Annotated in this window: 5 protein-coding genes (1 of these 5 cut by a window edge); 2 read left to right on the top strand and 3 right to left on the bottom strand. The window is 38.5% G+C overall.

Translation table 11 applies throughout. The features are described from left to right. Positions 1 to 628: the start of a SpoIIE family protein phosphatase gene (locus FHG67_RS00290; RefSeq protein WP_004499791.1), read on the bottom strand. Its footprint begins 2,555 nt before the window's first position; only the first 628 of its 3,183 coding nucleotides appear in the window; its start codon is at positions 626 to 628; its stop codon lies beyond the left edge, outside the window. Positions 629 to 769: 141 nt separating this feature from the next. On the opposite strand from FHG67_RS00290, the gene FHG67_RS00285 reads away from it, so the two are divergent. Both FHG67_RS00285 and FHG67_RS00280 read left to right on the top strand, forming a co-directional pair. Beyond that, on the top strand, positions 770 to 2,053 hold the full coding sequence (locus FHG67_RS00285) for a dicarboxylate/amino acid:cation symporter (RefSeq protein WP_004499761.1): 1,284 nt from the start codon (positions 770 to 772) through the stop codon (positions 2,051 to 2,053). Next, positions 2,054 to 3,394 carry an MATE family efflux transporter gene (locus FHG67_RS00280; protein WP_142499590.1) on the top strand — a complete coding sequence of 447 codons (1,341 nt, stop codon included), beginning with the start codon at positions 2,054 to 2,056 and terminating at the stop codon, positions 3,392 to 3,394. It abuts the gene before it with no gap. 154 nt (positions 3,395 to 3,548) lie between these two features. Here the strand turns inward: FHG67_RS00280 and FHG67_RS00275 are convergent, their stop codons facing one another. Together FHG67_RS00275 and FHG67_RS00270 are read right to left on the bottom strand one after the other, a co-directional pair. Next, positions 3,549 to 4,964: a Vgb family protein gene (locus FHG67_RS00275; RefSeq protein ID WP_002632772.1), complete on the bottom strand. Its 1,416-nt coding sequence runs from the start codon at positions 4,962 to 4,964 to the stop codon at positions 3,549 to 3,551. Next, a complete protein-coding gene (locus FHG67_RS00270) occupies positions 4,928 to 5,821 on the bottom strand; it encodes a site-2 protease family protein (protein WP_036086668.1) in 894 nt (297 codons plus the stop codon). Before FHG67_RS00270 ends, FHG67_RS00275 begins: the two co-directional genes overlap by 37 nt. Between the last annotated feature and the right edge of the window lie 179 nt (positions 5,822 to 6,000).

Genomic DNA, 6,000 nt, shown 5'->3' with positions numbered 1-6,000 from the left:
TATAACCATCTCGACTCAACACGTTGGCGATATTTGGATAGAAGGCCGCTATCATAAATCCGAGGGAAAATAAGAAGATTGGGAACCTTTTCTTTTCCTTATCGATAATGATTCTCCAAGACGGAACAATGATAAAAGCAATAACGGAGTAAAGAGCGATAAGCAATGCAAGATACTTACTCGCGACCAAAGCGTTGAAATCCCAATGATGGGCGGTAAAATGATAGATCTTTTCCGAAATAAAAGTAAGATAAATAAAAAAACAAGCGACAACAAATCCGAGAAGGTGTTGAAAGATCATCATCCAAAATCCAAATTTCCGATTGTAGTTACTTGGATAACGAATAAAAAATTGAGTAAAGTGAGTGATCGTAGGTAAAATCAAACAACCGGTCAACCATCTGTGATAGGCGGCAATTGGGTGATAGTAAAACGCCGCCATAAAATATCCGATCTCAAAAAGACCAAACACAAGGAAGGCAATCCCGAGATGATACGTAGCAACAGTTTTCCTTTTTAAACTGAGAAAAAAAACGGCGAGAAAAAAGGTTGTAATCGTTACTAGAAGACTTCCAAAAGAATAATAATTGAATAAAATTAAATCCGATCTCAGAAAATCTAATCCCATAATCCCCAGTTCCGTTTTTTTAATTCTTTATTTAGTTCGCAAAAGTAAGACTTCATTAAAAAATCTCGAAAACGGCTTCAATAATTCATACCAAAACTAAAAATCAATAGAAAAAATAAGGACTCAAAGGAGTTTTCCAATATGCTATCTTTTAAGAAACTAAATTCTCTCAACGTTAAGATTATAACTCACTTAAAAGAAAAACTTTGGTTAAAAATTTTCGTTGGAATGTTAGCCGGAATTTTTACCGGCATCCTACTCGGTTCCGATCTGTCTTTGGTCAATAGAAATATCGCGCAACTTACCACTTCTTGGCTTGTTGTACCGGGGCTTATATTCATCAACCTCTTACAGATGATTATGATACCTTTGATCTTCTCTTCTATTATTCTCGGAATTTGTTCCGCTGAAAACATAGAGAATGTTAAAAAACTAGGAATCGGAACCTTAATTTATTTCGTTTTTACAACTTTCATCGCCGTTACGATTGGAATTGCACTATCACTCTGGCTGGAGCCGGGAAAATCAACGACTCAAATTAAAAATACTCTGAATTCAAACATTCCATCCGCGACTGAGATTCCGACCCTAGACAAATATCCTGAGTTGTTCATGTCCTTCTTTCCAAAGAACCCGTTCCTTTCAATCACCCAGGGAGAAATGTTAAACGTAATTGTGTTTTCTATTTTACTCGGAATCGCGATTCTTTCGGTTTCAAAAGATCTGTCAAAACCGATTCTTGAAATTTTGAATTCGGTTTTTCAAATCAGCATGAAAATCGTGAATTGGGCGATGGCTTTGACTCCGTTTGCCGTTTTCGGTCTGATGGCAAAGGCGATCTCCTCCATCGGCGTGGAATTGCTCGTTACCCTCGGCGTTTATATGAGCGTCGTTCTACTCGGACTTGTTTCAATACTTGGAGTTTATTCGATCATTCTTATATTTTTAGCGAAAAGAAATCCGATCGGCTTCTTCTCAAAGATCGCGGGCTTACAACTTCTAGCATTTTCAACTTCGAGTTCCGCTGCGGTAATGCCGGTTTCAATTCAAACAGCGACGGAAAACCTAGGAGTGAAAAAAAATATCGCGGAGTTTATCATTCCCGTCGGAGCTACGATCAATATGGACGGGACCGCTCTTTACCAAGCAGTTGCGACAATTTTTTTAGCGCAATATTTCGGAATCGAATTAAGCCCAACTCAGTTGGTCTTTATTCTTTTTGCAACTGTCGGAGCTTCGATCGGAACTCCGAGTACACCCGGAATCGGAATCGTGATTTTGGCTACGATTCTTGCCGGATTAGGGATTCCCACGGAAGGAATGGGAATTATTTTAGGAGTGGATCGTTTTCTGGATATGTGTAGAACAACCGTCAATGTTACCGGAGACATTACCGCTTCCTGTGTAATGGATAGGATAACTTGATTGAGATATAAGTTTTACCGACTTACGTTCTATAACATTCTCGCCAATATTACAGTACCTTTAACTAGCTTAGTCGATATAAGTATATTAGGAAATCTTGATACTCATATCTTTATGGCGGGAACCGCATTATCCGGAATTCTTTTCGATTTTATTTTTTGGATGTTTGGTTTTCTAAGAATGGGAACCACGGGATTGACCGCCCAAGCCACCGGAGAAAAGAACGAAAAGGAATCCCTTTTTATTCTGACTCGATCCATTGCTCTAGCCTGTTTCTTCGGAACTATGATTTTTCTTCTTTCTCCTTGGATTTGTGAAATTGGATTTCAAATTTTACACGGAAACGCCGAAGTTAAAACGGCCGGCCTTGCTTATTTTAAAACGAGAATTCCCGGTTCTACTGCGGTTCTTTGTAATTATGTGTTTACGGGTTGGTTTTTAGGAAGAGAAAAGAGTTCGACCGTTTTGATCGCAACAGTTATCGGAAACGGAATCAACGTGGTTCTCGACGCTTGGTTTATCCTTAATTTAGGTTGGGAGGCGTATGGAGCCGGCTTAGCGACCAGCATCAGTCAATTTGGGATGTTGATCGTTTTTATTTTTGTGTTTCTCAGAGAATTGAAAATTCAACCTAACTTAAAACTATCTTTTCTAAAAGACAAAAATCTATTTTCCATTCAAGGCTTTTCTTTTCTTCTTCATCTGAACAAAGACATCTTTTTGAGAACCTTATTTTTAATTCTTACATTTAGCTTATTCCGAAATTTCAGTTCGGAAGTTAGTACTGAAATTTTAGCGGCGAACTCGATTCTACTTCAACTGATTCTTGTAAGCGCCTATTTAGTCGACGGGGTCGCGTTTGCCACGGAAAGTCTGACCGGAAATATCTGCGGTGAAAAGAATTGGAAACTTCTGAAAGAACTTCTTTATTTGGCCCTTTACAATAGTATTTTCTTCACTTCGATTTTTCTGGGATTTGTTTTTCTATTTCCGAATTTCACGTTCGGAATGATCACAAGTAGCCACGCTGTTTTATCTTTGTTGAAGGAATATCGATTTTGGTTGTTTCCCGTTTTAGAAATCGGAGCCGTCGCATTTATCTTGGACGGTTTTTTTATAGGACTCACACAAGGGAAAATTCTCCGCAATTCGATGTTGGTCAGCGCCGCTCTTTTCTTTTTTCCCATTGCATATCTTGGAAAAATCAAACAAGATAATCATCTCCTTTGGCTTTCTCTTGTTTTACTCATGATCGGAAGAGTTTTGACGCTATCCGTTCAAACAAAAAAATTCTTTCAGAGTTCTAAATTAAAAAACGCGGGCTACGATACAAATGTTTGAACAAAAAGGTTTTAAGATTTTTTCTCTCGGCGTTTTTATCAAAAAAATATTCTAAATTATATAAAAATTTTCTTAATATTTAAACAATTCTAATATAACATTCCCGGCTGTTTGTATTTTTTACGATTTTTTCTAAAGTGTTACAGTTTCAACTCTATTCTAAAATCACCTGAATCTCAGCCGGAATATTTTTCCATTCCTCCGAATCTCTGCTTTTGTAAAAAATTGGAGATTGAATGTCGTTCCAGTTTTCAGCTCGAAAGAGATCGATACTTTCTTCTCCTTTTTTAAATACCCGGGAAGATTCGTCCGAAGAAAGTTTTACGTTTTGAATAGGAGCCCACCCGAAACCGGGAATGTAAACATCTATCGTATCTTTGAAGGAAACGGAATCGGACCCAGAAATGGAAACCGTATATTGAGAGCGCACTGGGACACCCGAATCTAAAAGATTTTTTTTCAAAGCGGACATCGTGCTTCGAAACAATCTCGCATCGAAAATCTTATCCACATAATAAGAATTCCTTTGAGTTTCCAGAGGTTCCCCTTTGAGAAAGGGTTTTAGATCCTCTCCGATACTTTCCCTTTTTTCCAAAAAGTCGTCGGTTACATAGTAGCGGATATTCTGAGTTCTCACTTCAAAAGAATATTCTAAAGTTTGCTTTCCCTTGGAGTCGTCCACTCCAAGGATTTTTACGAAGGCCTTTCCATTTCCGATAAAATCCTGCTTAAATCCAGGTTGGTTTACTTTTAAATTTCGAATCCTTTGATGTTCAGTCGTCGGAGGTTGAAAAATTCCAAGCGACCCTCCTGCAATCGAAAGTTGGTTTAAAGAAAAAGTAACCCGGATTTTCATAAGATGAATCGTTTCTCCGGAAGCAATAAAGCGATCCGTTTCAGCAAAAGAAATCTTTCGAACTTCTTTTCCAGCCCGATCAACTATGAAAATTTTGCTTCCTAAAAAAACCATTCCTCTGATTTCTTTAGAAGGTGTTTTGATAGAGCCTGTAATCGCTCCGTTATCCGGATTGTATCGATAGATGTTCCCGTCGGAAGAATCGGAAACCCAAATCGAATCTCTTGCAAAAACCAAATCTCTCGGTTGAGCCCGATCCGTTAAAAAACCCCCGATTAGTTTTCCGGTCGCTTTATCTAGAATAGAAATTTTTCCGTTTTCTTGATCGAGAATGTAAAGCAAAGAATTCTGACTGGCAATCCCTCCGATTTTTTCGATCGGAACCGGAATTCTTTCCGTAACGCCGCCCGTATTGGGTTCCACTTTTAAAACGAGTTTTCTTGCGCCGACAAAAATTCTTCCTTCGCGCGGATCAAAACTGATTCCGGCGAGAAAAGGAATGTTCAATGAAAACGATTCTTGTCTTCCGGTCGGATCGACTCGATACAAAGATCTATGTGTGGAATCGAGATACCAAAAGTTCGTACCGTCGTATGTAAGACCGTATGCGTTTTCCGTAAGCTTGATTTCCTGATCTTGGTCGAAAACCGGAGTCGAAACTACAAAAAGGAGGATGATCAAAGACCTAAATAAACCGACTTGAGCGAAATCCATATTTCCTCAGCAAGACCCGGTCGATTGATATCCGTTCCAAGTTGAATCGGAGAAGGTACAAAAATAAAAATCAGCGTAAATAAAATTAACAAACCGCCAATTTTTCGAATTCGATCCAAAGGAACCGCCGGGTCGGGGACAAAAGGGTGTTCTACTTTTATGATGAAATAAATCAGAAAACCCCACAATAACCAGGAAAAATTCCATAAGCATAAGAGCAAAAAAATCATAAAAAGATAATAAATCCAATTTCTATATCTTTCGCCAAAAACGGAATAAATCACATGCCCTCCGTCAAGTTGACCAAACGGAAGTAGATTGATGGCGGTCACAAGAAGTCCGACCCAACCGGCCTGCGCCAAAGGATGAATCCAAACGTCTTGAGCGATCGGATCGAAAGGTCCCAAAATCCATTGATTTATAGTGATCGTAAAAATGGATTCCCCAAAAGAAATGATTCCCGGATTTTCTCTCACAGAATCAATCGGAACCAAAGAAGACAAATAGATTCCTACAATGTAACAAGGTACGGAAAGAATTAAACTCATCAAAGGGCCCCAAATTCCTATGTCGAAAAGTTGTTTTTTATTCCGAATCGGCTCCAAGATTCGAATGACCGCCCCCATAGTTCCGATCGGAGCCAAAGGAATCGGTATAAAATAAGGCCAAGTCGCTTTAATTCCGTAATAACGAGCCGCTAAAAAATGACCCATCTCATGCGCCGAAAGAATTATAATCAAAGAAAGAGAATAAGGTAGTCTAAGAAAAAATAGCTCTTTTAGGGATCGAATGGATAGAAAAGGTATTTCAAAAAACTCACTTTGAAACGTGAGCGTTAAAAAGGTCAGGATAAACAAAATTATGTGTGTTGAAAATCTAGATTGTTTCAATTGTATATTCTATTCTTGAAAAGAATCCTCTTTACATCTTACCACAAATTTTAAACCTTTTCCTTAAAGCATTCTACTGAAAACAAAACTTTCTTGTGCCGAAAGGTCAGGCGCGGAACTCAAGTGTATTGTTTCTTACGGACTGG

The organism is Leptospira weilii, assembly GCF_006874765.1.
GTDB lineage: Bacteria > Spirochaetota > Leptospiria > Leptospirales > Leptospiraceae > Leptospira > Leptospira weilii.
This window is presented reverse-complemented; position numbering and strand designations above follow the sequence as displayed.

What these genes read in the sequence shown, in the direction of transcription:
- FHG67_RS00285 (WP_004499761.1), top strand. Translation starts at nt 770, where the DNA reads ATGCTATCTTTTAAGAAACTAAATTCTCTCAACGTTAAGATTATAACT.
- FHG67_RS00275 (WP_002632772.1), bottom strand. Translation starts at nt 4,964, where the DNA reads ATGGATTTCGCTCAAGTCGGTTTATTTAGGTCTTTGATCATCCTCCTT.